General features: G+C 73.3%; 28 protein-coding genes and 1 pseudogene. 18 read left to right on the plus strand and 11 right to left on the minus strand.

The features are described from left to right. Nucleotides 1-275: 275 nt before the first annotated feature. From Ae505Ps2_RS16220 to Ae505Ps2_RS34035, 4 genes and pseudogenes are all read left to right on the plus strand, one after another. Nucleotides 276-542, plus strand: a complete 267-nt coding sequence (locus Ae505Ps2_RS16220; RefSeq protein ID WP_075307093.1) for a GlsB/YeaQ/YmgE family stress response membrane protein — start codon at nt 276-278, stop codon at nt 540-542. 182 nt (nt 543-724) lie between these two features. After that, complete coding sequence (locus tag Ae505Ps2_RS16225) at nt 725-1,276, plus strand: barstar family protein (RefSeq protein ID WP_139318760.1); 552 nt, start codon at nt 725-727, stop codon at nt 1,274-1,276. 211 nt (nt 1,277-1,487) lie between these two features. Continuing rightward, nucleotides 1,488-1,685, plus strand: a pseudogene (locus Ae505Ps2_RS34255) (cold shock domain-containing protein); the annotation flags it as partial. Nucleotides 1,686-1,715: 30 nt separating this feature from the next. Next, the gene (locus tag Ae505Ps2_RS34035) at nt 1,716-2,435 is read left to right on the plus strand and encodes a cold shock domain-containing protein (protein WP_304442463.1); all 720 of its coding nucleotides are present in this window, start codon (nt 1,716-1,718) and stop codon (nt 2,433-2,435) included. 117 nt (nt 2,436-2,552) lie between these two features. Here the strand turns inward: Ae505Ps2_RS34035 and glnA are convergent, their stop codons facing one another. After that, entirely contained in the window at nt 2,553-3,974 is a 1,422-nt protein-coding gene (glnA, locus tag Ae505Ps2_RS16235) for a type I glutamate--ammonia ligase (RefSeq protein WP_020626170.1), read from the minus strand. A 184-nt stretch (nt 3,975-4,158) separates the two neighbouring features. Here glnA and Ae505Ps2_RS16240 point away from each other — a divergent pair, with 184 nt between their 5' ends. Then, entirely contained in the window at nt 4,159-4,629 is a 471-nt protein-coding gene (locus Ae505Ps2_RS16240; protein ID WP_075307091.1) for an RDD family protein, read from the plus strand. Nucleotides 4,630-4,639: 10 nt separating this feature from the next. Here the strand turns inward: Ae505Ps2_RS16240 and Ae505Ps2_RS16245 are convergent, their stop codons facing one another. After that, nucleotides 4,640-5,317, minus strand: a complete 678-nt coding sequence (locus tag Ae505Ps2_RS16245; protein WP_075307090.1) for a GntR family transcriptional regulator — start codon at nt 5,315-5,317, stop codon at nt 4,640-4,642. Nucleotides 5,318-5,412: 95 nt separating this feature from the next. Here Ae505Ps2_RS16245 and Ae505Ps2_RS16250 point away from each other — a divergent pair, with 95 nt between their 5' ends. The 10 genes from Ae505Ps2_RS16250 to Ae505Ps2_RS16295 all read left to right on the plus strand — a co-directional run bounded on the left by Ae505Ps2_RS16250 (nt 5,413) and on the right by Ae505Ps2_RS16295 (nt 14,055). Beyond that, a complete protein-coding gene (locus Ae505Ps2_RS16250) occupies nt 5,413-6,483 on the plus strand; it encodes a LuxR C-terminal-related transcriptional regulator (RefSeq protein ID WP_083695802.1) in 1,071 nt (356 codons plus the stop codon). A gap of 245 nt (nt 6,484-6,728) precedes the next feature. Then, nucleotides 6,729-7,130: a heme-binding protein gene (locus tag Ae505Ps2_RS16255; RefSeq protein ID WP_075307088.1), complete on the plus strand. Its 402-nt coding sequence runs from the start codon at nt 6,729-6,731 to the stop codon at nt 7,128-7,130. Next, the gene (locus Ae505Ps2_RS16260; RefSeq protein WP_075307087.1) at nt 7,127-7,987 is read left to right on the plus strand and encodes an MIP/aquaporin family protein; all 861 of its coding nucleotides are present in this window, start codon (nt 7,127-7,129) and stop codon (nt 7,985-7,987) included. Before Ae505Ps2_RS16255 ends, Ae505Ps2_RS16260 begins: the two co-directional genes overlap by 4 nt. Further along, the gene (locus Ae505Ps2_RS16265; RefSeq protein WP_020626176.1) at nt 7,984-8,409 is read left to right on the plus strand and encodes a diol dehydratase small subunit; all 426 of its coding nucleotides are present in this window, start codon (nt 7,984-7,986) and stop codon (nt 8,407-8,409) included. The genes Ae505Ps2_RS16260 and Ae505Ps2_RS16265 overlap by 4 nt, the downstream gene beginning before the upstream one ends. A 3-nt stretch (nt 8,410-8,412) precedes the next feature. Continuing rightward, nucleotides 8,413-10,134, plus strand: coding sequence for a propanediol/glycerol family dehydratase large subunit (locus Ae505Ps2_RS16270; protein WP_075307086.1), 1,722 nt, complete (start codon nt 8,413-8,415; stop codon nt 10,132-10,134). Next, a complete protein-coding gene (locus tag Ae505Ps2_RS16275; RefSeq protein WP_233147586.1) occupies nt 10,131-10,721 on the plus strand; it encodes a propanediol/glycerol family dehydratase medium subunit in 591 nt (196 codons plus the stop codon). The genes Ae505Ps2_RS16270 and Ae505Ps2_RS16275 overlap by 4 nt, the downstream gene beginning before the upstream one ends. Before the next feature lie 10 nt (nt 10,722-10,731). Beyond that, entirely contained in the window at nt 10,732-12,600 is a 1,869-nt protein-coding gene (locus Ae505Ps2_RS16280; protein ID WP_139318759.1) for a diol dehydratase reactivase subunit alpha, read from the plus strand. After that, nucleotides 12,597-13,040, plus strand: coding sequence for a glycerol dehydratase reactivase beta/small subunit family protein (locus Ae505Ps2_RS16285; protein WP_075307084.1), 444 nt, complete (start codon nt 12,597-12,599; stop codon nt 13,038-13,040). The genes Ae505Ps2_RS16280 and Ae505Ps2_RS16285 overlap by 4 nt, the downstream gene beginning before the upstream one ends. Next, a complete protein-coding gene (locus Ae505Ps2_RS16290) occupies nt 13,037-13,255 on the plus strand; it encodes a hypothetical protein (protein WP_075307082.1) in 219 nt (72 codons plus the stop codon). The genes Ae505Ps2_RS16285 and Ae505Ps2_RS16290 overlap by 4 nt, the downstream gene beginning before the upstream one ends. Further along, nucleotides 13,252-14,055: a (2Fe-2S)-binding protein gene (locus Ae505Ps2_RS16295; RefSeq protein ID WP_075307080.1), complete on the plus strand. Its 804-nt coding sequence runs from the start codon at nt 13,252-13,254 to the stop codon at nt 14,053-14,055. The genes Ae505Ps2_RS16290 and Ae505Ps2_RS16295 overlap by 4 nt, the downstream gene beginning before the upstream one ends. Before the next feature lie 91 nt (nt 14,056-14,146). Here Ae505Ps2_RS16295 and Ae505Ps2_RS16300 read toward each other — a convergent pair whose 3' ends face one another. From Ae505Ps2_RS16300 to Ae505Ps2_RS16310, 3 genes are read right to left on the minus strand one after another with little or no spacing between them, the layout of a single operon-like run. Further along, nucleotides 14,147-14,884, minus strand: coding sequence for a DUF4191 domain-containing protein (locus tag Ae505Ps2_RS16300; protein WP_020623524.1), 738 nt, complete (start codon nt 14,882-14,884; stop codon nt 14,147-14,149). Nucleotides 14,885-14,929: 45 nt separating this feature from the next. Continuing rightward, the gene (lipA, locus tag Ae505Ps2_RS16305) at nt 14,930-15,934 is read right to left on the minus strand and encodes a lipoyl synthase (protein WP_020623523.1); all 1,005 of its coding nucleotides are present in this window, start codon (nt 15,932-15,934) and stop codon (nt 14,930-14,932) included. After that, nucleotides 15,931-16,857, minus strand: a complete 927-nt coding sequence (locus Ae505Ps2_RS16310; RefSeq protein WP_075333568.1) for an SDR family NAD(P)-dependent oxidoreductase — start codon at nt 16,855-16,857, stop codon at nt 15,931-15,933. Before Ae505Ps2_RS16310 ends, lipA begins: the two co-directional genes overlap by 4 nt. An 82-nt stretch (nt 16,858-16,939) precedes the next feature. On the opposite strand from Ae505Ps2_RS16310, the gene Ae505Ps2_RS16315 reads away from it, so the two are divergent. After that, nucleotides 16,940-17,872: an LLM class F420-dependent oxidoreductase gene (locus tag Ae505Ps2_RS16315; RefSeq protein ID WP_075307076.1), complete on the plus strand. Its 933-nt coding sequence runs from the start codon at nt 16,940-16,942 to the stop codon at nt 17,870-17,872. Nucleotides 17,873-17,888: 16 nt separating this feature from the next. Here Ae505Ps2_RS16315 and lipB read toward each other — a convergent pair whose 3' ends face one another. From lipB to lpdA, 5 genes are all read right to left on the minus strand, one after another. Beyond that, nucleotides 17,889-18,611 carry a lipoyl(octanoyl) transferase LipB gene (gene lipB / locus Ae505Ps2_RS16320; RefSeq protein ID WP_020623520.1) on the minus strand — a complete coding sequence of 241 codons (723 nt, stop codon included), beginning with the start codon at nt 18,609-18,611 and terminating at the stop codon, nt 17,889-17,891. 10 nt (nt 18,612-18,621) lie between these two features. Continuing rightward, on the minus strand, nt 18,622-19,887 hold the full coding sequence (locus Ae505Ps2_RS16325; RefSeq protein WP_075307074.1) for an NAD(P)/FAD-dependent oxidoreductase: 1,266 nt from the start codon (nt 19,885-19,887) through the stop codon (nt 18,622-18,624). After that, nucleotides 19,884-20,774 (minus strand): TIGR01777 family oxidoreductase, encoded by an 891-nt coding sequence (locus tag Ae505Ps2_RS16330; protein WP_075307072.1) that lies wholly within the window; start codon nt 20,772-20,774, stop codon nt 19,884-19,886. The genes Ae505Ps2_RS16325 and Ae505Ps2_RS16330 overlap by 4 nt, the downstream gene beginning before the upstream one ends. A gap of 138 nt (nt 20,775-20,912) precedes the next feature. Beyond that, nucleotides 20,913-22,715, minus strand: coding sequence for a 2-oxoglutarate dehydrogenase, E2 component, dihydrolipoamide succinyltransferase (sucB, locus tag Ae505Ps2_RS16335; RefSeq protein ID WP_075307071.1), 1,803 nt, complete (start codon nt 22,713-22,715; stop codon nt 20,913-20,915). Nucleotides 22,716-22,769: 54 nt separating this feature from the next. Further along, nucleotides 22,770-24,161 (minus strand): dihydrolipoyl dehydrogenase, encoded by a 1,392-nt coding sequence (gene lpdA, locus Ae505Ps2_RS16340; RefSeq protein WP_075333566.1) that lies wholly within the window; start codon nt 24,159-24,161, stop codon nt 22,770-22,772. A gap of 201 nt (nt 24,162-24,362) precedes the next feature. Here lpdA and Ae505Ps2_RS16345 point away from each other — a divergent pair, with 201 nt between their 5' ends. Continuing rightward, nucleotides 24,363-24,770, plus strand: coding sequence for a hypothetical protein (locus tag Ae505Ps2_RS16345; RefSeq protein WP_020623515.1), 408 nt, complete (start codon nt 24,363-24,365; stop codon nt 24,768-24,770). A 26-nt stretch (nt 24,771-24,796) separates the two neighbouring features. On the opposite strand, the gene Ae505Ps2_RS16350 is transcribed toward Ae505Ps2_RS16345, so the two are convergent. Continuing rightward, nucleotides 24,797-25,645: an SDR family oxidoreductase gene (locus Ae505Ps2_RS16350; protein ID WP_051050130.1), complete on the minus strand. Its 849-nt coding sequence runs from the start codon at nt 25,643-25,645 to the stop codon at nt 24,797-24,799. 80 nt (nt 25,646-25,725) lie between these two features. On the opposite strand from Ae505Ps2_RS16350, the gene Ae505Ps2_RS16355 reads away from it, so the two are divergent. Next, nucleotides 25,726-26,298 carry a hypothetical protein gene (locus Ae505Ps2_RS16355; protein ID WP_212567640.1) on the plus strand — a complete coding sequence of 191 codons (573 nt, stop codon included), beginning with the start codon at nt 25,726-25,728 and terminating at the stop codon, nt 26,296-26,298. Nucleotide 26,299 lies beyond the last annotated feature (1 nt).

Consider the following 26,299-nt stretch of genomic DNA (forward strand, 5'->3'; position numbering starts at 1 on the left):
GGGCAGGGGTGTTCCGCGATGTTCCCGTGACCGTCGGTGGTTAGCGTCGTCGACGTCCTACACGACATCGGGAACTGCGTGGTGGCGACGGGTGTACACCGGCGGCACCGGGCGTCTCCACGGTGCCGTTCGGAGCGGGCCGACGTCCTGTCGTCGCCTGATCGCATCCGAACGGTGACCACCGGGGACGTTTCGCCACGACCCCCACGGGTCACTCGATGCCGACCGGTCAGATTCGGTTCGTCACGAACGGACCGTAAGCGAGGGAGACAGACATGGGCATCATCGCGTGGATCGTGCTGGGGCTGATCGCGGGCGCCATCGCCAAGGCCATCATGCCGGGCAAGGACCCGGGCGGAATCATCGTCACCCTGATCCTGGGTGTCGTCGGAGCGCTGCTCGGCGGCTGGATCGGCAGCGCCGTGTTCGGCGTCGGTCTCGGCGGGTTCTTCAACATCTCCACCTGGCTGCTCGCCATCGTGGGTGCGCTGATCCTGCTGGCGATCTACCGCGTGATCGTGGGCCGCAAGGTCCGCGCCTGACACGCGCGTAACACCCTCGTCGGAGCCCGCCCGGAACTCTTCGGGCGGGCTCCGACGTATGTGCGGACCCGATCCTGCGAGCGAGGCGGGTAGCGGTCCGGTCGATCGAGGACGACGTGCCGTGCTGTCATCGCGAGAACGTCCTCCAGTTCTCTGTGCTTGCCGTGTCGGAGGGAGAAGCGTTGTCGACCACGTCGGAGTTCTGGCTCGATGTTCACTCCGAGATCTCGCGTGTCGCAAGAATGGAGCTGTCGACGAAGGATGCGGCGGACGGCGACTGGTTGCGCCGGTCGCAGTACAACCGGGTGATCGACTCTGCTGTCGCACGGGTGGCGCGACGGAAGGGGATTCACCGGGTCCTGGTCCAGGGGCAACGGTGTCGCACGTACAAGGATGCGCTCCGCAGCCTGGGGGACGCTCTCGAGCTGCCGGGCTACTACGGCCAGAACTACGACGCGCTCGACGAGTGCCTCAGGGAGCTGCTGGAAATCGACGATGGTCACCTGGGGGCCGTCTTCGGGGATCGAGTGGGGCGCCCGGCCTCCGGATTGTTGGTGGTGATCGACTACGCCGAGAACCTGCTGGCCGAGGAGCCCCCTCAGGAACTCGCCACGCTGATGTCGGTACTCGAACGGGCCGCGCATCCATTGCCGGATCCGCTGGGTCGACCTGAGCCGCGGACCGGTTCGTTCGACGTCCTGCTGTTCAGTCGAGGGTCGGAGAGGAACAGCTGAGGGGCGTTCGTCGACCGGTCCTCGGTGGTCCCGCTTCCTCTGTGCGGTCGCTCTCGCGTCGATGAGCGTGCTGCCCGACATCTCCCGTGGCATCTCGGTACCGGGTGTCGGCGGCCGACTCGTCCCGCCTCTTCGTGGGCCCGGCCCGTCGCACCGCGAGGGCCGTCGGGGAGACTGGGCCGGTATCCGCCTTTCCGATCTGGAGCTCTTCATGCCGCACGGGACCGTCCGCTGGTTCGACGCCGAACGGGGTTTCGGCTTCCTCGCCCCCGAGGACGGTTCGCCGGACGTGTTCGTGCACGCCTCGGAGATCGTCGGGGGCGGCGGCGCACCCGTGCTCCGCGAGGGTCAGGCCGTGGAGTTCGAGCTCGGCGAGAACGACCGCGGCCCGCAGGCGCTGCGCGTCCGGGTCACCGCCGACGCGGCCGCCGGCAGCGCGGTGGGCCTGCTCGGCACCGTCAGCTGGTACGAGCCGGCCAAGGGCTACGGCTTCGCGACGCCGGACGGCGGCGGCGCCGACATCTTCGTGCACAGCTCCGCCATCGTGACCGGCGGCGTGGTCGCCGAGGGCCAGCGGGTGGCCTTCCTGATCGTCGAGGGTGAGCGCGGCCCGCAGGCCGGGCACGTGATCCCGCTGGGGGAGGGGGCGGGCCTGCCCGCCGCGAACGGCGAGGCGGACGGCGACGACGGCGCCGACGGAACGGTGACCTGGTACGACGAGGGCAAGGGCTTCGGCTTCGTCACCCCCGACTCCGGCGACGAGGACGTCTTCGTCCACGCCAGGGCACTGGCCGAGGGACTGACCTGGCTCGCGGAGGGCGACCGCATCGCCTTCGAGGTGGCGCAGGCGGAGAAGGGCCCCCAGGCCCGTGACGTGCACCTGGTTCGCAGCGGCGAGCCCTCGACGCCGCGCCGGCCCGCTCCCGCCGCCGGACCGGCGTCGCGGGACGTTCCGGCACGGGGCGGCGAGGGCGTCGTCGTGCGCTATGACGAGGAGCGTGGCTTCGGGTTCATCTCCCCGGACGCCGGCGGGGACGACCTGTTCGTCCATGTGTCCGTGATCCGGGACGCCGAGGCGCTGCAGAAGGGCGACCGGGTCCGGTACGCGGTGCGCCAGAGCGACCGGGGCCCGCAGGCCGACCGCGTCGAACGTCTCTGACGTCTCGAACGCCTCCGACGAGGCGGCCCGCCCACCGGTCGCGCACCGGGCAGGACGCGCCGAGGCCCGGCTCCCTCGCGGGAGCCGGGCCTCGGTGTGACGTGGGTCAGGTGTGGATCACACGTCGTAGTACAGGGCGAACTCGTACGGGTGCGGGCGCAGCCGCAGCGGGTCGATCTCGTTCTCCCGCTTGTAGGAGATCCAGGTCTCGATCAGGTCCGGGGTGAACACGCCGCCCTCGAGCAGGTAGTCGTGGTCGGCCTCGAGCTTGTCGATGACCGCACCCAGCGAGGACGGGACCTGCGCGATGTCCTTGGCCTCCTCGGGCGGGAGCTCGTAGAGGTCCTTGTCGATCGGCGCCGGCGGCTCGATCTTGTTCTTGATGCCGTCGAGACCGGCCATCAGGATCGCCGAGAACGCCAGGTACGGGTTGCCCGACGAGTCGGGGCAGCGGAACTCGACGCGCTTGGCCTTCGGGCTGTCACCGGTCAGCGGGATCCGGATGCAGGCCGAGCGGTTGCGCGCGGAGTACACCAGGTTGACCGGCGCCTCGAAGCCCGGGACCAGGCGGTGGTAGGAGTTCACCGTCGGGTTGGTGAACGCCAGCAGCGACGGCGCGTGGTGCAGCAGGCCGCCGATGTAGTAGCGGGCGGTGTCGGACAGGCCGCCGTAGCCGGACTCGTCGTGGAACAGCGGCTGGCCGTCCTTCCACAGCGACGAGTGCACGTGCATGCCCGAGCCGTTGTCGCCGAAGAGCGGCTTCGGCATGAAGGTGGCGGTCTTGCCGTTCTGCCACGCCACGTTCTTCACCAGGTACTTGAAGAGCATGACGTCGTCGGCCGCACGCAGCAGCGTGTCGAACTTGTAGTTGATCTCGGCCTGGCCGGCGGTGCCGACCTCGTGGTGCTCGCGCTCCACCTCGAAGCCCGACGCCTGCATCGCGGTGACGATGTCGGCGCGCAGGTCGGCGTAGTGGTCGACCGGCGGGACGGGGAAGTAGCCGCCCTTGTAGTTGACCTTGTAGCCCAGGTTGCCCCCGACCTCCTCGCGGCCGGTGTTCCACCAGCCCTCCGCGGAGTCGATGTGGTGGTAGGCCTGGTGCGGGTCGGTGCCGAACCGGATCGAGTCGAAGACGTAGAACTCCGCCTCGGGCGCCATGTAGGCGGTGTCGGCGATGCCGGACGCGGCCAGGTACTCCTGCGCCTTGCGGGCCACGTTCCGCGGGTCCCGGGAGTACGGCTCACCGGTGATCGGGTCGTGGACGAAGAAGTTGATGTTCAGCGTCTTGTGCTTGCGGAACGGGTCGACGCGCGCGGTGGTGGTGTCCGGGAACAGCGCCATGTCGGACTCGTTGATCGCCTGGAAACCGCGGACGGAGGAGCCGTCGAAGGCGGCGCCGTTCTCCAGGAGGTCGCCGGCCGTCTTGGCGGGGACGGTGAGGTGCTGCATGACGCCGGGCAGGTCGCAGAACCTGATGTCGACGTACTCGACCTTCTCGTCCGAGATGTACTTGAGTACCTCTTCGGCGTTGCTGAACACTCTCTCGGGCTCCTTCATTCGCTGGTGGAGATCGTGGGTGACGGTAGGAGCGGCGTGTTGCTCACCCATCACTCATCTGTTTCACCGACGTTAACTGACCCGACCGCGAGATCGATCACGTTCGTCATCGGTGTCCGGTCCGGTCCCGCTCGGTGCTGCGGTTACGCCGCCTACGCTAGAGAGCATGGCCCGTTGGATCGAGTCCTGGCTCCCCGGTTCATCCGCAGGAGGTTCCGCCCCTGCCGGACACCCCGGCGAGCGCTTCGGGCTGCCCGCGACCGGCCACTACTCGGTCGCCGGGTTCGGGCGCCGGATCGCCGGCGTCGTCCTCGACTGGTTCCTGGCCTACCTGCTGGTGCTGCTGGTCGCCGGGGTCGACGCGCTCGGCTCCCCGGAGTTCGGCTGGTGGGTCCTCGGGACCTGGTTCGTGATCACCGCGCTGACCGTGTCGGTGCTCGGCACCGCGCCGGGGCACCTCGCGCTGGGCATGCGCGTCGCGCGCACCGACATGGCGACCCACGTCGGCGTGCCGCGGGCGCTGCTGCGCACCGCGATGATCGCGGTGGTGCTGCCGCCGTTCCTGCGCGACGCCGACGGCCGCGGCTGGCACGACCGCGCCAGCCGTACGGTCGTCGTGCGGGTGCTGCGGGGCTGACCCCGGCGGGTCAGACGCTCACCGGGGGAGTGCCCAGCACCGACGCCCGGGTGCCGGCCAGGTGCACCCGCAGCACGGCCACCGCCGCCTCGGTGTCGCGGGCGCGCAGCCCGGCGAGCAGCTGCCGGTGCTCGGAGACCAGACGCTCGGCGCGGCCGGGGAAGCGCCCGCCGAGGGCGCCCATGTTCATCCGCAGCTGCCGGTCGCGCAGCGAGCCGTAGACCTCCAGCAGGATGCTGCGGCACCCGGCCCGCACCAGCACGGTGTGGAACGCCCGGTCGGCCTCGACGAAGGCGAGCTCGTCGCGGGAGGCGACGGCGGCGAGCTGGTCCTCGATCGCGGCGTCCATCGCGGCGGCGATGTGGGCGAGGGTCTCGTCGTCGACCCCGACGACGGTGGCGATCGCGTGCGACTCGATCACGTCCCGGGCCTCGACCACGGCGTCCACCTCGCCGGGGGAGACCGGCACGACCAGCGCGCCGCGCTTCGGGAAGAGCTTCAGCAGCCCCTCGGCCTGCTGCTGCAGGAACGCCTCGCGGACCGGGGTCCGGCTCAGCTGCAGCGGCCGTGCGACCTGGCCCTCGCTGATGAGCTCGCCCGCGGGCAGGGTCCCGTCGAGGATGCCGGCCTTGGTGAACCGGTACGCCCGTTCGGCGGCGGTCCCGCCCGCCCGTGACCCGTCGTCCACGTCCGAATCATGCCTGACCGCGACCGCCCCGGATCCGAGAGGCTTGCCCGCCCCGGTCGACGTCCCTACCGTTCATCCCCAAGGACGCGGCATAGATGCAAGATGGATACCGGGAGGACCGGGTGATCCTCGCTCACGGTGCGGTGCAGGACCGGGGTGTGACGCCGCTCCTCGACGACCTCGTCCGGCGCACCACCCAGCGCCTCGGCGGAGGTGGCGGGGCCGTGACGCTGCTCGGTGACCGGGCGCCGGTGGTCCACCGTGAGCCCCTGCCCCCGGTCGACGACGTGTTGGCGCGGCTGGTCCGGGAACCGCGCACCCTCCTGATGGAGGGGGACGGCCCCGGCAGGTCGGACGTGCTCGGCACCCCCCTCTGGTGGGACGACGAACTGCTCGGGGCCTGTGCTTTCGGTGGGGGTGGATCCTTCTCCGCCAGCGACGTCGCCGCGGTCGAGGGATTCGCCGCACAGGCCGCCGTCGCGGTGATGGCGGCGCGGCTGCTCACCGAGGCCCCGGTCGCTACGACCGCGGACGCCGGGCACCGGCTGCTCCCCGAGCTGCGGGCCGAGCTGGACCGTGCCCTGCGCGCGCTCGGGGCCCGGGGCGGCGTCGTCACCCTGGGCACCGAGCGGGTGCCGGACCCGGTCGTCGCGACCGGGGTGCGCGAGGTCGCGCGGCTGCTGCTCGACAACGCGGTGCTCCACTCCGGCGCGGGCACGCTGCGGGTGGGGCTGGCGTTCGAGGCGGGCGAGGTCCGCCTGCTCGTCGACGACGACGGCCGCGGCTTCGACCCCGTCACCGCGCCCCGGTCCGGGCTGGACCGGGTCGAGTCCACCGTGCGCGCCGCGGGTGGCCGGCTGGAGATCGACAGCGTCCCGGGCTGGGGGACGCGGGTGCGGGCCTGCTGGCCCGATCCACCTACCCCGTATCCGGCCGGCCCGCTCGCGGCGCCCCCCACGGGTCTGCAGCCGGCCCGCGGCCAGCACCTGCTGACCCTACGCGAGCGGGAGGTCCGCGCGCTCGTCGAGCAGGGCCTGGCGGACAAGCAGATCGCCACCCGGCTGGCCATCTCGGTCAAGACGGTGGAGAAGCACGTCGGCGCGGTGCTGCGCAAGACCGGCGCCCGCAACCGGACGATGCTCGCCCGCTTCGGTGCGGCCACCTGAGCGTTCCCGGCTCCCCGAGCACGCCCGGCCCCCCGCCGCGGATCCCTTCCGACACTCCACAGGGTCACCCCGCACGAGCGAGGCGTCCGCGCCGGACGGCTGGGCCGTACGGCCCTCCCCGGAGGGTGTGGGGGTGGGGGTGAGGTAGGGAGAGTCCTCATACCTCGCGGGTGCTCGCGCTCCTAGCGTCGTCGACGTACCCGGTACGGACCGGGTTGCCCGACTCGACGAGGAGTGAGGCCCGGATGGCACGACTGACCCTCCAGGACGCCGAGAAGGCGCTGGCCGCCGGACTGGCGAAGGCGACCGAGATCGGCCAGCCGATGAACGTCGCGGTCGTCGACGACGGCGGTCATCTGCTGGCCTTCGCCCGCCAGGACGGTGCGATCCGCGCGAGCATCGACATCGCCCAGCGCAAGGCGCGCACCTCGATCCTGATGGACCTGCCGACCGCGGCGCTGACCCCGCTGGTGCAGCCCGGTGCCGAGCTCTACGGCCTGGAGCACACCGCCGGTGGCATGGTCATCTTCGGCGGCGGCATCCCGATCCACCGCGACGGTGAGCTCGTCGGCGCGGTCGGGGTCAGCGCCGGCTCGGTGGAGCAGGACGTGACGGTGGCCGAGGCCGCCGTCACGGCACTCGCGTGAGCCGCGGGGACACCGGCGAGCTCGCAGCCGAGTTCGCCGGGACCTTCGTCCTGATCCTCATCGGCTGCGGCACCGTCGCGCAGGTCGTGACCTCCGAGGGCGCCAACGGCGACTGGGGCACCCTGGTCTGGGGCTGGGGTGTCGCGGTCACCATGGGCGTCTACGTCGCCGGCCGGGTGAGCGGCGCCCACCTCAACCCGGCCGTCACCCTGGCACTGGCCGTGTTCAAGGGCTTCGCCTGGCGCAAGGTCGCGCCCTACTGGCTGGCCCAGACCGCGGGCGCGTTCCTCGCCGCGCTGGTCGTGCGCGCCGTCTACGCCGGCCCGATCGCGGCGGTCGACCCCGGCCACACCGTCGCCACCCAGACCATCTTCTCGACCCTGCCCGGTGAGCACGTCTCGATCCTCGCCGCGTTCGGTGACCAGATCGTCGGCACCGCCCTGCTGGTGTTCGTGATCTTCGCGCTGACCAACGCGCTCAACAACCCGCCCGGCGCCAACATGGCCCCGTTCATGATCGGCTTCCTGGTCGTCGGCATCGGCATCGCCTTCGGTGCCAACGCCGGCTACGCCATCAACCCGGCCCGTGACCTGGGCCCACGTCTGGCCTCGTTCGTCACCGGCTACGACACCGCGTTCGTCACGGGCACCGGCGTCCCGTACTGGTGGCTGCCGATCGTCGCTCCGCTGCTCGGCGGCCTGATCGGGGGCGGCGCGTTCGTCCTGCTGGTCGAGCGCTTCCTCGCCCCCGCCGAGCTGGAGGCCGCCGCCACCGGCGACGTGCCGGTCGGCCGCATCCCACACCCGGAGGTCCCGGCCGAGCCGGCCGTGGCGTCCCGCCTGGAGGAGACCCGATGAGCACCACCCTCGGCCCCGCCGACTACCCGCTGTCCGTGCAGCGGCCCGACCTGCTGCGCACCCCGACCGGCCGGCCGCTCTCGGAGGTCACCATGGCCGCCGTCGTGTCCGGGGAGATCCGCAACGAGGACCTCCGCATCTCGGCGGAGACGCTGACGCTGCAGGGCGAGATCTCCGACGCCGTCGGCCGCCGCCAGCTCGCCGAGAACATGCGGCGCGCCGCGGAGCTGACCACCGTCCCCGACGAGGAGGTCCTCGCGATCTACAACGCGCTGCGGCCCCGCGCGTCGTCGGCCGCCCGGCTCGCGGAGATCGCCGACCGGCTGGAGAACGACTACGCCGCCACCACCTGCGCCGCGCTCGTCCGCGAGGCCGCACAGGTCTACGCGGCCCGCGACCTGCTCGCCCGCGAAGGAGACTGACCGATGACCAGCACCCTGCCCGAGGCGGCCACCCCGGCGACCGGGGCCAGGACCTCCAAGCGCACCGACATGCTCGAGTCCCGCCCGGTCAACCTCGACGGGTTCGTCGAGGAGTGGCCCGAGAAGGGTCTCGTCGCGATGGAGAGCGACTTCGACCCCGCGCCGAGCGTGCGGGTCGAGAACGGCGTGATCGTCGAGATGGACGGTCGCGAGCGCGCCGCGTTCGACTTCATGGACACCTTCATCGCCGACCACGCGATCGACGTCGAGGTCGCCGAGCGCGCCACCGCGATCCCCTCGACCGACATCGCCCGGATGCTCGTCGACCCGGGCGTGACCCGGGCCGAGCTCCTCGACATCACCCGCGGCCTCACCCCGGCCAAGCTCCTCGACGTCGTCAAGCTGCTCAACGTCGTCGAGATCATGATGTCGATGCAGAAGATGCGGGCCCGCCGCAGCCCCGCCAACCAGGCGCACTCCACCAGCGCCCGGGACAACCCCATCCAGGTCGCGGCCGACGCCGCCGAGGCCGCGCTGCGCGGCTTCGCCGAGATGGAGACCACCCTCGGGGTCCTGCGCTACGCCCCACTCGTCGCCATCGGCCTGCAGGTCGGCGCCCAGTCCGGGCGCGGCGGCGTCATCACCCAGTGCGCGCTGGAGGAGGCCACCGAGCTCGACCTGGGCATGCGCGGCATCACCGGCTACGCCGAGACGATCTCGGTCTACGGCACCGAGTCCGTGTTCGTCGACGGCGACGACACCCCGTGGTCGAAGTCGTTCCTCGCCAGCGCCTACGCCTCCCGCGGCATCAAGATGCGCTTCACCTCGGGCACCGGGTCGGAGGTGCAGATGGGCAACGCCGAGGGCCGCTCCATGCTGTTCCTCGAGATCCGCTGCATCCTGATGGCCAAGGGCGCCGGCGTGCAGGGCCTGCAGAACGGCTCGATCAGCTGCATCGGCGTACCGGGAGCGGTCCCGGGCGGCATCCGCGCCGTCGCCGCGGAGAACCTGGTCTGCAACATGGTCGACCTGGAGTGCGCGGCCGGCAACGACCAGTCGTTCTCGCACTCGGCGATGCGCCGCACCAGCCGGCTCATGCCGCAGCTGCTCTCCGGCCAGGACCTGGTGTGCTCCGGCTTCTCCGGCGTCCCGAACTCGGACAACATGTTCGCCGGGTCGAACCTCGACGTCGAGGACTACGACGACTGGAACACCATCCAGCGCGACCTGCAGATCGACGGCGGCCTGCGCCACGTCCGGGAGCCGGAGATCCTCGCCGTGCGGGAGAAGGCCGCCCGCGCGATGCAGGCCGTGTTCGCCGAGCTGGACCTGCCGCGGATCACCGACGAGGAGGTCGAGGCGGCAACCTACGCCAACTCCAGCGCCGACTACCCGCTGCGCGAGGTCCTGGAGGACCTCAAGGGCGCCCAGTCGGTCATGGACCGCGGCATCACCGGACTCGACCTGGTCAAGATCCTGGAGCGCACCAGCTTCCACGACGTCGCGGAGAACCTGCTGCAGGTCCTGCGCCAGCGGGTGTCGGGCGACCTGCTCCAGACCTCGGCGATCCTCGACGGGAACTTCGTCCCGCAGGCCGCCATCAACGACGCCAACGACTACGCAGGCCCGGGCACCGGCTACCGCCTGACCGGTGAGCGGTGGAACGCCCTCAAGAAGCTGCGTCACGTCACCAGTGCCGAGAACCCCGAGGAGGAGGTCTCGTGAGCATCGCGACCGACAACCCCGCCCCGACCCCGCTGTCGTTGACCGAGGTCGGGCCCGCCGAGCGCGGCACCCGCCCCGACGAGGTCGTCATCGCGGTGTCCCCGGCGTTCGCCGGGTTCTTCACCCGCACGATCGTGAACGTCCCGCACGCCGAGGTGCTGCGCCAGCTCATGGCGGGCATCGAGGAGCAGGGCGTCATCTCTCGGCTGATCCGGGTGTGGGACACCGCCGACCTGGCGGCCATCGCCCACACCGGCGCGAAGCTGTCCGGCTCCGGGATCTGCGTGGGCCTGCTGTCGCGGGGCACCACGATGATCCACCAGAAGGACCTCGCACGGCTGTCGAACCTGGAGCTGTTCCCGCAGTCGCCGCTGCTCGACGCCGAGGTGTTCCGCGGCATCGGCTCCAACGCCGCCCAGTACGCCAAGGGGGAGTCGCCGCAGCCGGTTCCGACGCGCAACGACCAGATGGCCCGTCCCCGCTGGCAGGCCAAGGCGGCGCTGCTGCACCTCAAGGAGTTCGAGCAGATCCGCCACGGGGTGCGTCCGGTCGAGGTCACCCTCGGTACGTCGGTCGACGCGGGCTGAAGGAGACACGGTGCACGGGACGGACGGCTCGCGGCTGGTCGTGGGCGTGGACATCGGCAACTCGACGACCGAGGCCTGCGTGGCCTCGATCGACGCGCACGGCCGGGTCGACCACCTCGGGACCGCCCTGACCCGCACCACCGGGGTCAAGGGGACCCCGGACAACACCGCCGGTGCGGTGACCGCGGTCCGCCGGGCGCTGGAGGGGGCCCGGCGGGCCGTGGCCGACCTCGACGAGGTGCTGCTCAACGAGGCGACCCCGGTGATCAGCGGTCTCGCCATGGAGACCATCACCGAGACGATCATCACCGAGTCCACGATGATCGGGCACAACCCGTCGACGCCCGGGGGTAGCGGCCTCGGGGTCGGGACCACGGTGTCGATCGACGACCTCACCGGCAACGGCCCCCTCCCGGACGGGCCGGTGATCGTCGTCGTCGGGCGGGGGTGGGACTTCGACCGGGTCGCGCAGGTTCTCACCGCGGCGCACGAGCGCGGGTGCGAGCTGGTCGCGGCGGTCCTGGCCCAGGACGACGCGGTGCTCGTCGCGAACCGGGTCCCGGTCGCGATCCCGATCGTCGACGAGGTCGGCGCGGTCGAGCGGGTGCCGCTGGACATGGTCGCGGCGGTGGAGGTCGCCCTGCCGGGCCGCACCATCCGGACCCTGTCGGACTCCTACGGCCTGGCCACGGTCTTCGGGCTCGACCCCGACCAGACCCGTCAGGTCTCCCCGGTCGCGCGGGCGCTGACCGGCAACCGGTCGGCGGTCGTCGTCCGGACCCCGGCCGGTGACGTCACCGACCGGCGCGTCCCGGTCGGCGAGCTGGTCCTGACCGGGGCCGGGAAGACCCTGCGGATCGACGTCGACGCCGGTGCCGAGGCGATCATGGACACCCTGGCCAGGGTGCAGCCCCTCGACGACGCGACCGGGCAGCCCGGCACGCACGTCGGCGGGATGCTCGCGCAGGTCCGGGACACGATGACCGACGTGACCGGGCAACCGGCCGCGGAGATCCGGATCCGCGACGTGCTGGCGATCGACACGTTCGTCCCGCGGGAGGTGCGGGGCGGTCTGGCCGGCGAGGTGTCGCTGGAGAACGCGGTCGCGCTCGCCGCGATGGTGCGCACCAGCCGCAGCCGGATGCAGGTCGTCGCCGACCGGGTCGCCGAGAGCCTCGGCTGCTCGGCCCGGATCGGCGGCATCGAGGGCGAGATGGCGGTCCGCGGGGCGCTCACCACCCCGGGCACCGACACCCCGATCGCGATCCTCGACATGGGCGGCGGTTCCACCGACGCGGCGCTGCTCCTGCGGGACGGCACGTGCACCGCGGTGCACGTGGCCGGCGCGGGCGAGCTGGTCACCAAGCTGATCGACTCGGAGCTGGCGCTCGAGGACCGGGAGACCGCCGAGCAGGTCAAGTGGTACCCGCTGGCGAAGGTGGAGAGCTTCTTCCACCTCCGCCACGAGGACGGCTCGGTCGAGTTCTTCACCGAGCCCCTGCCCTCGCACGTGTTCGCCCGGGTGGTCGTCATGACCCCGGACGGGCCGGTCCCGATCAGGACCCGGCACTCCATCGACCACGTCGTGCGGGTGCGCCGCGAGGCCAAGCGCCGGGTCTTCGTGGTGAACGCCCTGCGGGCGCTGCGCCAGGTCGCGCCGGGCGGTTCGCTGCGCATGCTCGACTTCGTCGTGCTGCTCGGCGGGTCCGCGCTGGACTTCGAGATCCCGCAGATGGTCGCCGACGCCCTCGCCGGACAGGGCGTGGTGTGCGGGACCGGCAACGTGCACGGCACCGAGGGGCCGCGCAACGCCGTCGCGTCCGGGCTGGTCGACGCGCACGCGAGCGCACTGGTCGGCAGCGGGGAGCCCGCGGCATGAGCCGGCCGGGCCCGGCGTCGGCCCCGGAGCCGCCGTCGGTCGTCGTCGGTCACCACCCGGACACCCCGGCCCCGGTGCTGCGCGAGGTCCTCGCCGGCGCCGAGGAGGAGGGCGTCCCGGTCACGACCTGGCCGGACCCCGCCGCGGCCGGCGGTCCCGACGGGCTCGTCGCACTGGCCCACCGGGCGGCGCAGCGGTCCCGGCTCGACGTCGGCGTGGGGATCGACGCCGACGGCTCGGTGGTCGTGCACCACACGAAGCTGCCCACCGACCGGCCCGCCTTCACCGAACCCGCACACGGCCCGGCCGCGCCGGCCGGGTCGGGCGGTCCGGGCGGGTCGGGCTCGGGGGACCGGCCGCACGGGCGCCACGCGGGCGCGGCGGCGGCCCGGATCGTGACCGGGCTGCCGCTGCCCGGACCGGCCGGTGTCCGGCCGTGACGCACCTGCCGCCGTCGGCGACGCTGACGGGACGGGTGACCGCCCGGGGCCTCCTCTGGCTGACGGTGCTCGCCGCGCTGGTCACGTCGTCGACGGCGGCGCAGGCGGTCGCGGTCGTCGCCGCGGCGGGGGCGGTGCTGTGGATCGGGCCGCTCGCCGGGACCCTCGCGAACGGCTCGCCCGGGACGATCCGGGATGCGAGGCTGCCACGGTGACCGGCCCGACCCACAGCACCGACCACACCGACCTCGCGGGCCCGGCCACCGCCCCGCAGGTGAGCGAGGTGCTGGCCGGGCTCGCGGCGGTCGGACCGTTCTTCGAGCTCCTCGACGTCACCGAGGAGCGGGCGGCAGGGCGGTCGGTCCGCCCGTTCGCCGCCGTCCTGGCCCCCGACGCGCTGCTCGACCGGGTCGAACGAACCCGGATCGCACTCGGGGCCGAGCCGCCGCTGGGCCGGCGGATCGCCGCGTCGATCGCGGTGCAGGGGCTCGCGGCGAAGCTGCTGTCCGGGCCGGTCGCGGCGCTCGCCCTGTACGGCGTGCTGGTCGACCTGCGGCCGCAGACGCTGTGGTGGTCCGCCACGCCGCTGGGCGACGTCGTCGCGCTGGACCCGCCGCGGATGGTCCGCCGCCGGGTCCCCGGGGCCGACGCGCTGGCCCCGCTCGTCGACGAGGTGCTCACCCCGCTGGTGGAGATCGCGGGCGAGCGTTTCGGGGTGTCCGCGACGGTGCTGTGGGGCAACGTCGCGTCGTCGGTCGCGGGAGCGAAGCGGGTGCTCGACATCCAGCGCCCCGACGCCGCGGACGCCGTCGCGGCCGTCGCCACCGACCTGCTGGAGCACCCGCGGCTCACCGGTACCGGGGAGCGGCGCGCTCCGGTGGCCCCGGACCACGCCTGGACGTTCCGGCGCCGGTCCTGCTGTCTGTACTACCGGGTGCCCGGCGGCAGCACGTGCGCCGACTGCGTCCTCGCGGACCTGCGCGGCGAGCCGGCGTCCGGCGAGACGGCCGACTGAGCCGACGGCCGTCGCCGCTGCGGGCCGCGCGGCCGGGCGCGGAGCGGCCCGGCCGGCGGTGGGACCGGCGGCCGGGTCAGCAGCGGGAGGGTCAGCGGCGGCGGACGGTGCGCTGGATGCTGCGCATCTTCGCGCCCTGGGGCATCGGCCCCTTGGGCATCGCCGCGGCGCGGCTGCCGAGGGCGTTGAGCTTGCCCTCCAGGGAGTCCATCTCGGCGGCGGAGATGTTGCGGGGCAGCTTCATGAGGTGGCGCTGCAGCCCCTTGAGCGGGACCTGACCCTCCTCGTTGCCCACGATCACGTCGTAGATCGGGGTGGTGCCGGCGACCCGCGCGGTGCGCTTCTTCTCCTGCGCGAGCAGGGTCTTCACCCGGTGCGGGGCCCCTTCGGCGACGAAGATGATCCCGGGCCGCCCGATGACCCGGTGCACCGCGTCGAGGTGGGTGGTGCCCGCGACGCCCTGGGTGATCCGCCACTGCCCGCGCATGTTGTCCAGCGCCCAGCCCGCGGCACCCGGTTGCCCGTCGGCCTTCACGTAGATCGAGCGCTGTACGCGGCGGCCGAAGATGCTGAACGCCGCCAGCGCGCCGATCAGGATGCCGAAGGGCACGAAGAACCAGACCAGGCCCAGCAGCCAGCCGATGAGCGTGACGACCACGATCGACCCGACGAACACGCCGATCATGATCGGGAGGAGCTTGGAGTCCTCCTTGCGCTGCATCTGGAACGCCTGCCAGATCTGCTGGCGGCGTTGCTTCGACGCGGCCTTCTTCTGGGCCTTGAGCGCCTTCTTCTCGTCGGGCGAGGGCTTACGGGGCTTGCCGGGCATGTGACCAGCCTACGTCCGACCGGTGATCGACGGTGCGAGCAGGTGTCAGCTGCGTGCCAGCAGGGAGCTGGCCTCCTGCGCGGCCGGGCCGGAGTCGGCCAGGTGCGCCAGAGCGGGGGAGAGCTCCTCGCCGCGGTGGGCCACGGTCTGCGCGTAGAGCCTGCCGGCCCGGTAGGACGAGCGGACCAGCGGACCGGCCATGACACCGGCGAAGCCGATCTCCTCGGCGGCCTTCGAGTGCTCCACGAACTCCTCGGGCTTGACCCAGCGCTCCACCGGGTGGTGGCGCTTGGTCGGGCGCAGGTACTGGGTGATCGTGATGATCTCGCAGCCCGCGTCGTGCAGGTCCTGCAGCGCCGAGGTGACCTCCTCGGGGGTCTCGCCCATGCCCAGGATCAGGTTCGACTTGGTGACCAGACCGAACGCGCGCGCCTTGCCGATGACCTCCAGCGACCGGTCGTACCGGAACGCCGGACGGATCCGCTTGAAGATCCGCGGGACGGTCTCGAGGTTGTGCGCGAACACCTCGGGGCGGGACTCGAAGACCGGGACGAGCTGGTCGTCGATCGAGTTGAAGTCGGGGGCCAGCAGCTCGACGCCGGTACCCGGGTTCAGCTCGTGGATCTTGCGGACGGTCTCGGCGTAGAGCCAGGAGCCGCCGTCGTCCAGGTCGTCGCGGGCGACACCGGTGACGGTGGAGTAGCGCAGCCCCATCTGCTGCACCGACTCCGCCACCCGGCGTGGCTCGTCGGTGTCCAGGTCGGCCGGCTTGCCGGTGTCGATCTGGCAGAAGTCGCAGCGACGGGTGCACTGCTCCCCGCCGATGAGGAACGTCGCCTCCCGGTCCTCCCAGCACTCGTAGATGTTGGGGCAACCGGCCTCCTCGCACACCGTGTGCAGGCCGCCCGAGCGGACGAGACCCTTCAGCTCGGTGTACTGCGGACCGGTCTTGGCGCGGGTGCGGATCCAGGACGGCTTGCGCTCGATCGGGGTCTCGCTGTTGCGGACCTCGAGGCGGAGGAGCTTGCGGCCTTCGGGTGCGATGGTCACGCGCCCAGCCTACGCCCGGGGTCGGGTGTGACGCCGGTCGCGGCGGCCGTGACCTGCCACAACCGGGCGGCGAGCACCGGGTCCTGCGCGGCAGCGGACCGGCGGGCCGGACCGGCCGGTCCGTGCGCCTCCAGGGGACCGGACGGGCCCAGGTAGTCCCCACCGTGCACCGGCCCGGTCGCGGCGGCCCACTGCGCGGCGATGCCGTCCTCCACCGGCTGCACGACCAGCCGTTCGGCGGCGAGCAGCACCCGGGCCCGCAGGCCGCCGCCGCCCGCACGCCGGTAGGAGTTCGCCAGCAGCTGCGACGCCGTCATCCCCGGGTGGGCCGCCACCGACAGCACCGGCTGCCCGGACAGCCGCAGCCGCCGGTCCAGCTCGGCGGCGAACAGCAGGTTCGCCAGCTTCGAGGCGCCGTAGGCGAACACCGGGGAGTACCGGCGCCGCCGCCAGTGCAGGTCGTCGAGGTCGAGACGGGCGCTGCGGTGCCCGATGCTGGAGGTCGACACCACCCGCGACGGGCGCTCCGGGTCCCCGGCGCCGCACAGCGCGGGCATCAGCAGCCAGGTCAGCGCGGCCGGGCCCAGATGGTTGGTGCCGATCTGGAGCTCGAACCCGTCCGCGGTCTCGCTGCGGGGCCCCACCGCGACGCCCGCGTTGTTCACGAGCACGTCCAGCCGGTCCCCGGTGCGCTCGCGGATCCGGGCCGCCGCGGCCCGCACCGAGGCGAGGTCGGCCAGGTCGAGCAGCACGAGCTCGCCGCCCACCTCGCGGGCCGCGGCCCGGCCCCGCGTGTCGTCGCGGGCGGTCATCAGCACCCGCGCCCCGGCGCGGACGAAGCGCGCCGCCAGCGCGCGGCCGAGGCCGGAGGTCGTGCCGGTGACGACGACGGTACGGCCGCTCAGGTCGGGGAAGGACTGCACGGCGGCACCGTAGCGGCAGACCCCGACAGCGATACGACGGCGGCCGGGCGGGCGCCGGGCGGGGCAGCTAGCGTCGGCGTCCGTGGACTTCCGGATCTTCACCGAGCCCCAGCAGGGCGCCCGCTACACCGACCTCCTGCGGGTCGCGCGCACCACGCAGGACGCCGGGTACGACGCGTTCTTCCGCTCCGACCACTTCCTTGCGATGGGCGACGGCAGCGGCCTGCCCGGCCCGACCGACGCCTGGGTGACCCTCGCCGCGCTCGGCCGCGAGACCGAGCGCATCCGGCTCGGCACCCTGGTGACCAGCGCGACGTTCCGGCTGCCCGGCCCGCTCGCCGTCGCCGTCGCCCAGGCCGACGAGATGTCCGGCGGCCGCATCGAGGTCGGGCTCGGCTCGGGCTGGTTCGAGGCCGAGCACCGGGCACTGGGCATCCCGTTCCCGCCGCTGGCCGAGCGCTTCGAGATCCTCACCGAGCAGCTGGAGATCCTCACCGGGCTGTGGGCGACCCCGCTCGGCGAGCGCTTCACCCACCAGGGGCGGCACTACACGCTCACCGACTCCCCGGCGCTGCCGCGCCCGGTGCAGGACGCGCCGCCGGTGATCGTCGGCGGGATGGGGAAGAAGAAGACCCCGGCGCTGGCCGCCCGGTTCGCCACCGAGTTCAACGTGCCGTTCCAGCAGCCCGAGGCCGTCGCCGACCAGTTCGGGCGGGTCCGCGAGGCCTGCACCGCGGCCGGGCGCGACCCTGGCACGCTGACCTGGTCGACCGCGCAGATGCTGTGCCTGGGCAAGGACGACGCCGAGGTCGAACGCCGTGCCGCCTCGGTCGGCCGCGACGCCGCCGAGGTCCGGGAGAACTGCCTGGCCGGCACCCCCGGCCAGGTCGTCGACCAGCTCGGCCGGTGGTCGGAGGTCACCGGGACGACCCGGTTCTACCTGCAGATCCTCGACCTGTCCGACCTCGCCCACATCGAGGACTTCGCCGCGACGGTGATGCCGCAGCTGACCTGAGGCACCGGGGCCGGGGTCAGCCCAGGCCGGACATCAGGTCGACCTGGCGGACGACCGGGTGCTCGGTCACCGGCAGCCGCCCGTCGAGCGCGTCCAGCACGGCGGCGGCCGCCGGGCCGGCGACCTCGTCGACGGTCACCGCACGGTCCAGCTCCGCGCTCAGCGTGGTCACACCGGCGTCGGCGATCCCGCACGGCACGATCCTGCCGAAGTCGCCCAGGTCGGCGTCGCAGTTGATCGCGAAGCCGTGCTGGGTGACCCCGCCGGCGATCCGGACGCCGATCGCGGCGACCTTGCGCTCGGGGGTGAAGCCCTGCGCGGGCAGCCACACGCCGGAACGCCCCTCGACGCGGCCCGCGTCGGTGACGCCGAGGTCGTGGCAGACCCGGATGAGGGCCTCCTCCAGGCGGCGGACGTAGTCCACGACGTCCATCGGCTCGCCGAGGGCGACGATCGGGTAGCCGACGAGCTGCCCCGGCCCGTGCCAGGTGATGCGCCCGCCCCGGTCGACGTCGACGACCGGGGTGCCGTCGGTGGGCCGGTCCTCCGGCCGGGTGCGCCGGCCCGCGGTGTAGACGGGCGGGTGCTCCAGCAGCATCAGCACGTCCGGCCCGCCGTTCTTGCGGGCCTGCGCGTGCGCCTTCTGGGTGTCCCACGCCGCCTGGTACTCCACCCGCCCGAGCCGGTCGACCCGGACGTCGTCGGTGCGGGCGCGGCAGGACAGGTGCGGAGCGGCCATGGCGGCGAGCCTACGCCGCACCCAGCCGGGCGAGGACGGCCTGCGCGGCCCGGCGACCGCTCACCAGCGCACCCTGGGTGGACGGGGTGTCGCGGTGGTCGCCCGCGACGAACAGGTTCTCCCCGAGGTCGACGTCGCGGCGGACCGGGCGCCCCGCCTCGAACAGCGGCAGCGCCTCGTCGACCTGGGCGGTGTGCAGGTGCAGCCAGTCGTCGGTGCCGACCCCCCAGATCCGGGCCAGCTCGCGACGCACCGCGGGCTCGTCGAGCCCGGTGGACCCCGGGGTCCCGACGATCGACGACGCCACCAGTGGGCGCCCGTCGGCGGAGTAGCCCGGCGCGGCCGCGGTCAGCACCATCGTGTTGACGACCGGCCCGCCGGTGCCGTCCAGGTGCAGCAGCGCAGCGGCCGTCGGGGCCTGCGGCGGGACGTGGAAGAACGTGGTCAGCGCGTTCATCCGCGGCTCGGCGACCCCGGGCAGGAGCGCGGCGGCCGTCCGCGGGTCCGCCGCGACGACGACCGCGCGCGCCGACAGGGTGCCGCCGTCGGTGTCCAGCTCGGGCGCGGGTCCGCCGCGGACGGCGTGCACCCGGGTCCCGAGCGTCACCGTGCCCTCGGGCAGGGCCGCGGCGAGGCGCCGGGGGAGTGCCTCCATGCCGTCGTCGGGGACGACGATCGTGCCCAGGGCGAAGCTGCGCCACACCAGCCGCACGAACGCGGTCGAGGTCTCCAGCGCCGTCTCGGCGAGCACCCCGGACAGGAAGGGGCGCAGGAACCGGTCGGTGACCGCGCCGCCGAGGCCCGCGGCGTCGAGGTCCTGGGCGGCGGAGGAGCCGACGAGCGTCGCGGTCCGCGACGGCGGCGAGGCCAGCACCTTCGCCGTCCACGCGACGAGCTTGGCCTTGTCGATCGGGCCGAACAGGTCGTCCAGCGCGGTGGCCGGGGCGGACGCGGGCCGGCGCAGCGGGTTGACGAAGCGGTGCAGCTCGCCGTCGCCGGCCCGGACGGCGGCCCCGGGCTCGAACGCCCGCGCGCCCAGGGTGTCGAGCCCGTGCGGGGCGAGAGCGGCGTGCAGCGCGGGGTAGGAGCTGTTCAGCACCTGGAACCCGCGGTCGCAGCGGAACCCGTCGACGACGTCGGTCGCCATCCGGCCGCCGAGCCGGTCGGCGGCCTCCAGCACGCGCACGGTCAGCCCGCGCCGGTGCAGGACGGTGGCCGCGCGCAGGCCGGCGAGGCCCGCCCCGACCACCAGGACGTCGACCCCGGACGGGGTCATGACCCGACCGCGGCCGAGAGCGCGTCGCCGATGGTGTGGTGGCGGAACTGGAACCCGGCGTCGAGCAGCGCCGCCGGCACCGCCCGCTGACCGCCGAGCAGCATCTCGCGGCCCATCTCGCCGAGCACGGTGGAGATGACCGGGCCGGGGACCGGGAACGGCGCGGGACGCCCGACGGCGGCGGCCGTCTCCTTGGTGAACTCGGCGTTGGTGACCGGTACCGGGCCGGTCACGTTCGCCGGGCCGGACAGCGACTCGGTCTCGACGGCGAACCGGATCGCGGCGACCTGGTCGTCGAGCGAGACCCAGGGCATGTACTGGGTGCCCTTGCCGATCCGCCCGCCGAGGAAGCCCTTGAACAGCGGGCGCAGCATCGCGAGCAGCCCACCGGACGGGGACAGGACCAGACCGGTGCGGACGAGCACCACCCGGGCGCCGGCGTCCACGGCGGGGGCGGTGGCGGCCTCCCAGTCGCGGCAGACGTCGGCGAGGAACCCCGAGCCCGACGGCGCGGACTCGTCGACGACGACCTGGCCGGTGTCGCCGTAGTAGCCGACGGCCGAGCCGCTGACCAGCACCGGGACCCGATGCCGGGCCACGGCCTCGGCGAGGACCTCGGTGGGGACGTTGCGCGAGTCGCGGATCAGCTGCTTGCGGGCGCCGGTCCACGGCCGGTCGGCGATGCCGGCGCCGTTGAGGTTCACGACCGCGTCGACACCGTCGAGGGTGCCGTCCTGCAGGGTGCCGGCCGGTGGGTCCCAGCCGCGCTCGTCGGGGGCGGCGGGGGTGCGCCGCACCAGGCGCAGCACCTCGTGCCCCGCGCCCCTCAGGTGGGCGACCAGGGCTGTTCCGATGAGTCCGGACGAACCGGCCACGACGACTCGCACGGCGGAGATCCTTCCCGGTCCCGGGCGGACGCGCGAGCCGGACATACCGCGACCGTCGTCACCGGTCACCCGGACCGGTGACGACGGCGGCCCGCCCCGGGGGAACCGGGACGGGCCGCCGTGTGTCGTGCGGGGTGCCTACAGGCCGAGCTCGGCCTCGAAGGCGCCCTCCTCCAGACGGGCCTTGACCGCGGACAGGAAGCGGCCAGCGTCGGCGCCGTCGACCAGGCGGTGATCGTAGGTCATCGGCAGGAAGCACACCGAGCGGACGGCGATGACGTCGTCGCCCTCGGGGCCGGTGACGACCTTCGGCTCCTTCGAGATCGCGCCGGTGCCCAGGATGGCGACCTGGGGCTGGTTGATGATCGGCGTGTCGAACAGCGCGCCGGCGGACCCGATGTTCGTGATCGTGAAGGTGCCGCCGGACAGCTCGTCCGGGCCGATCTTCGAGGCCCGGGTGCGGGCCGCGACGTCGGCGATCTTCTTGGCGATCCCGGCCAGCGACAGGTCGTCGGCGTCCTTGATCACCGGGACGAGCAGGCCGCGCGGGGTGTCCACGGCGATGCCCATGTGGACCGAGCCGTGGTAGGTGACCTGCTTGTTGTCCTCGGAGATGGAGGCGTTCAGCGACGGGTACGCCTTGAGTGCCTCGATGGTCGCCTTGGCGATGAAGGCCAGGAAGGTGAGGTTGGCGCCCTCGCGGCGCTTGAAGTCCTCCTTGACCCGGTTCCGCAGCTTGACGATGCGGGTGAGGTCGACCTCCTGGACGGTGGTCAGCTGCGCCGAGGTGGCGAGCGACTCGTTCATCCGCTGCGCGATGACCTGGCGCAGGCGCGGGAGCTTGACCGTGGTGCCCGGCTCCGGCGCGTCGTCCGCGCGGGTCGGGACGGCCTGCGGCGTCTTCGGCGCGCCACCGGAGGCGGGCTGCCCAGCCGGGGCGGACGCGGCGGCCGGCGTCTCCTTCGCGGGGGCCTTCGCCTGCTCGGCGGCAGCGAGGACGTCCTGCTTGCGGATGCGGCCGCCGACGCCGGAGCCGGTGACCGAGTCGAGGTCGACGCCGTGCTCCTGGGCCAGCTTGCGCACCAGCGGGGTCACGTAGGGCTTCTCGCCCGAAGAGCCGTTCGAGGAGGGTTCGATGCTCCCGGTGGGGGAGTCCTCGGAGCCGGCCGGGGCCTTCTCCTGCTTCTCCTCGGCCTTGGGGTGCTCGGCCTTGGGCTCGGGCTTCGGCTCGGGCTTCGGAGCCTCCTTCTTCGGCTCCTCCTTCTTCTCGGGCGCCTTCTCCTGCTTCGGCGCCTCGTCCTGCGCCGGGGCGGCGGAGCCGTCGCCGACCAGCGCGAGCTGCGCGCCGACCTCGACGGTCTCGTCCTCGGCGACGGTGTGCTCGAGCACGGTGCCCGCGACCGGCGAGGGGATCTCGGTGTCGACCTTGTCGGTGGAGACCTCGAGCAGCGGCTCGTCGACCTCGACGGTGTCGCCGACCTGCTTGAGCCAGCGGGTCACGGTGCCCTCGGTGACCGACTCACCGAGCTCGGGCATCGTCACCGGGGTGCCGGAGCCCCCACCGGACGACGAGCCACCGGAGGACGGCTTCGGGGCCTCCTCCTCGGCCTGCTCGGGCTCGGGCTCGGTCTCCGCGGGCTCCTCGGCCTTCTCGGAGGAGGCCTTCTCGGAGGACGAGTCGGAACCGGCGCCGTCGGCCTCGTCGGCGTCGCCGATCACGGCGAGCTCACCGCCGACCTCGACGGTGTCGTCCTCGCCCGCGATGATGCGCTTCAGCACGCCCGCGGCGGGCGACGGAATCTCCGTGTCGACCTTGTCGGTCGAGACCTCGAGCAACGGCTCGTCGACCTCGACGGTGTCGCCCTCGGCCTTGAGCCAGCGGGTGACGGTGCCCTCGGTGACACTCTCGCCCAGGGCGGGCATCTCAACGGTGACGGCCATGTCGGGTGGAGCTCCTCTTGTTCCGCGTGGGTGTTCGGGTCGTGGGGGCCGGGATCAGCCGTGGGTGTGCAGCGGTCTCCCGGCCAGTGCGAGGTGGGCCTCTCCGAGGGCCTCGCTCTGCGTGGGATGGGCGTGGATCAGGGCGGCGACGTCGGTGGGCAGAGCCTCCCAGTTGTAGACCAGTTGCGCTTCCCCGACGAGCTCCCCGATCCGGGAGCCCACCATGTGTACGCCGAGGATGCGTCCGCCCTGTCCGGCGGGTCCCTGGGCGACGAGCTTGACCGCCCCGGAGGTCTTCAGGATCTGCGACTTCCCGTTGCCCGCCAGGTCGTAGGTCAGGGTGTGCACCTCGCCGTGGCGGTCCCGCGCGGCCTGCTCGGTCAGCCCGACCGAGGCGACCTCGGGGTCGCAGTAGGTGACGCGTGGGATGCCGTCGTCGGTGACCGGGCGGGGCGCGAGCCCCGCGACGTCCTCGGCGACGAAGATCCCGTGGGCGAAGCCGCGGTGGGCGAGCTGCAGGCCGGGGGTGACGTCCCCGACGGCGTACACGCCGTCGAGGTTGGTGCGCAGCCGCTCGTCGACGGTCACGAATCCGCCGTCCATCGCGACGCCGGCCTCGGCGAAGCCGTGACCGGTGGTGTTGGGGCCGCGGCCGACCGCGACCAGCAGCAGGTCGGCCTCGATCTCCTCGCCGGACTCCAGCGACACGGTGACGGTGTCGCCGCTGCGGGTCGCCGTCGCGAGCCGCACCCCGGTGCGGGTGGTGATCCGGCGACGCCGGAACGCCCGCGCGAGCTGGGTCGAGCAGAACTCGTCCTCGTGGGGCACGAGCCGCGGCAGCGCCTCGACGACCGTGACCTCGGCCCCGAACGAGCGCCAGACGCTGGCGAACTCGACGCCGATCACGCCGCCGCCGAGCACCACGACCCGGCGCGGGGCCTCGTCGAGGGAGATCGCGGCGTCGGAGGTGACGATGCGGTCGTCGAGCTCCAGGCCGGGCAGCGACCGGGCGTAGGAGCCGGTGGCGAGCACGACGTGGCGGCCGGTGATCCGCTCGTCGCCCACCCGGACGGTGCCGGGGCCCTCCAGGGTGCCCGCGCCGGGCACCACGGTGATCCCGCGGGAGGCGACCAGGCCCTGCAGTCCCGTGTACAGCCGGGAGACCACGCCGTCCTTGTAGGCGTTCACCCCGGCCATGTCGATGCCGTCGAAGGTGGACCGGACGCCGACCTGCGCGCCGTCCCGGGCGTGGTCGGCCACCTCGGCCGCGTGCAGCAGTGCCTTGGTCGGGATGCAGCCGCGGTGCAGACAGGTGCCGCCGAGCTTGTCCTTCTCGACCAGGACCACCGACAGGCCCAGCTCCGCGGCCCGCAGCGCGCAGGCGTAGCCACCGGAGCCGCCACCCAGGATCACCAGGTCGGCGGAACGAGCGCCCGGGTCGGACACCGATCAGCTCCCTCCGGGGGTCACCGCCGGTGGACCGGCTCCGCCGGACGGGACCCCGCTACGCGGCGACCATCTTGTCATCCGGTCGCGGCTGCGCCACTGGGGTGTCGGGAGCAAAACGGTGATCCCGTTCGTTGGGCACCTGGAGCTACCGTGTCCGGTTCGTAGGGGTGGGACCGGATCGAGGAGAGGATGACGCGCATGGGTCTGCTCGACCTGTTCCGGTCACGGGGACCGTCGGGTGCCAGGTCCGGCCGGGGATCCGGCTCCGGGGGGAGGCGTGGCGCGTACGCGGAGGGGGAGGCGCACCTGCGTGCGTGGTCGGCCGCCCGGATCGGGGTCGAGGCCTTCGTCGAGCCCCGCACCACGGTGACGGAGACGACCGTGGTCTTCGTCGCGCACGACGGCGAGTGGACCCGCAGGCGGGTCGCGAGCCCGAACGCGGCGAAGAAGCTGGCCCGGTCGCTGCAGATGCCGATCTACGACGTGCAGCTCGTCGGCTACCCGAACCGGATGCGCGAGCACGACGCCCGCGACCGCGCCCTGCGCAAGCGCGAGCGCCAGGAGCGGATGCTGCGCGAGCTGCGGGCCAAGGACCGCGACGCCTGACGGTGCGGATGTAGGTGGGACCCGGGTCAGGGGCGCAGTGAGCGGGCGCGTCGCTCGCCGAGCGCGCGCATCGCGGGCTCCAGGCGCAGCGCGGGCCCGGGGGCCAGTGCGGTGAGCCGCAGCAGCGCACCCCGCCAGGCGGGCAGCGTCCGGTAGACCCGGCCGGTCCCGAACATCCCGACCAGCGCCGTCGCGACCTGCTCGGGGGTGACCAGCACCCCGGACCGCACGAGCGCCTGGCCCTGGCCGCCGGGCGTCATCGACCGCAGCAGCTCGGTGTTCACCCCGTCCGGGCACACCGCGTGCACCCCGATGCCCTCCCGCCGCACCTCCGAGGCCAGCGCGGACACCACCGACAGCGCGCCTGCCTTCGACGCCGCGTACACCGACAGTCCCGGTACCGGCCCGAGGCCGGACAGCGACACGGTCACCCCGATCTCGCCGCCCCGGGTGGTCCCCGCGTCGGCCTGCTCGCGGAACGCGGTCACCGCGGCCCGGGCACCCCAGATCGGGCCCAGCAGGTTGACCTCGACCAGCGCGCGGGCCCGGTCCTCGGCGATGTCGGTGACGGTGCCGTCGAACCCGACGCCGGCGTTGCTCACCCAGGCGCCCAGCGGCGCGAGCTCGCGGGCCCGGGCCACCGCCGCCGCGGACGCCGCGGGGTCGGTGACGTCGCAGGCGGTGCCGGCGGCCGCCCCGATCCGGGCCGCGGTGGCCCGTGCCGCTGCCTCGTCGAGGTCGGTGACCAGCACCCGGTAGCCGCGCCCGACGAGCTCCCGGGCGATCTGCTCGCCGATGCCGCGGGCCGCGCCGGTGACCACCGCGGAGCGGGGCGAGTGCGCGGGGACCTCGTGTCGACGACGCTGCCGGCTCATGCGCGGCAGTATGCCCTACCCGCGGGTAACCCCCGGCCCGGTGTCGCGGCCGGTGCCCGGCAGGGCCAGACTCCGGACCCGTGACCGCCGCGATGCACCTGCCCCGCTTCCTCGTCCGCCAGCGGATCACCCTCGGCGTGAACCGCTACGACGTGCACGCCGCGAACCCCGACGGCAGCGCGGGGGCGCTCATGGCGTTCGCCCAGCAGAAGCGGTTCGCCTTCAAGGAGCAGGTCACCTTCTGGTCCGACGACACCCGCTCCCGCGCGGTGTTCTCCTTCCGCGCCCGCCAACGCCTCGACGTCCGCGCCGAGCACGACGTGTTCGACGAGCACGGCCAGGTGATCGGCACCTTCGGCAAGCGGTTCGGGGCGAGCCTGCTGCGCTCGACCTGGACGCTGACCGCGCCCGGGATCGCCGCGACCGGGCGCGAACGCAGCCTGGGCGTCGCGCTGCTGCGCCGGGTCGCGGAGAACCTGCCGCTGCCGTACCACTTCGACGTCACCGACGACGCCGACGGCACCCTGCTGATGAGCAGCGCCCGGCGGTGGTCGCTGCGCGACTCCTACGACGTCGCCGTCCCGGACCCGCGCGTCGACTTCCGCCTGGCCGCCGCGTTCGCCGTCGCGCTGGACGCGTTGCAGGAACGCTGAG

Origin of the sequence: Pseudonocardia sp. Ae505_Ps2, assembly GCF_001932425.1 — a bacterium.
Classification (GTDB): Bacteria; Actinomycetota; Actinomycetes; order Mycobacteriales; family Pseudonocardiaceae; genus Pseudonocardia.